Origin of the sequence: Flavobacterium sp. (assembly GCF_003525665.1) — a bacterium.
In the GTDB taxonomy this organism is placed as follows: Bacteria; Bacteroidota; Bacteroidia; order Flavobacteriales; family Flavobacteriaceae; genus Flavobacterium.
In genome coordinates, this window is record NZ_DQDX01000018.1 from 12,699 (window position 1) to 12,944 (window position 246).

The following is a 246-nucleotide window of genomic DNA, read 5'->3' on the forward strand; positions in this document are numbered from 1 at the left end:
GAAACAAGTTCAGATTGACAAATGATTCTATAGCAGATTGACAAATGATCCTATTGCAGATTGACAAATAAATCTATAAATGTTCCAAAAAAGAAATACAATTTTATTCACATTTTTACTGCTTTTATTAGTGGTATCATTACTATTGAATATTTCGTTTGGGCAAGTTGCCATTCCGATAAAAGAAGTTTTTAAAAGTTTATTGGGTTCGCCTGCAAGCAAAGAAACTTGGGAATACATCATCAT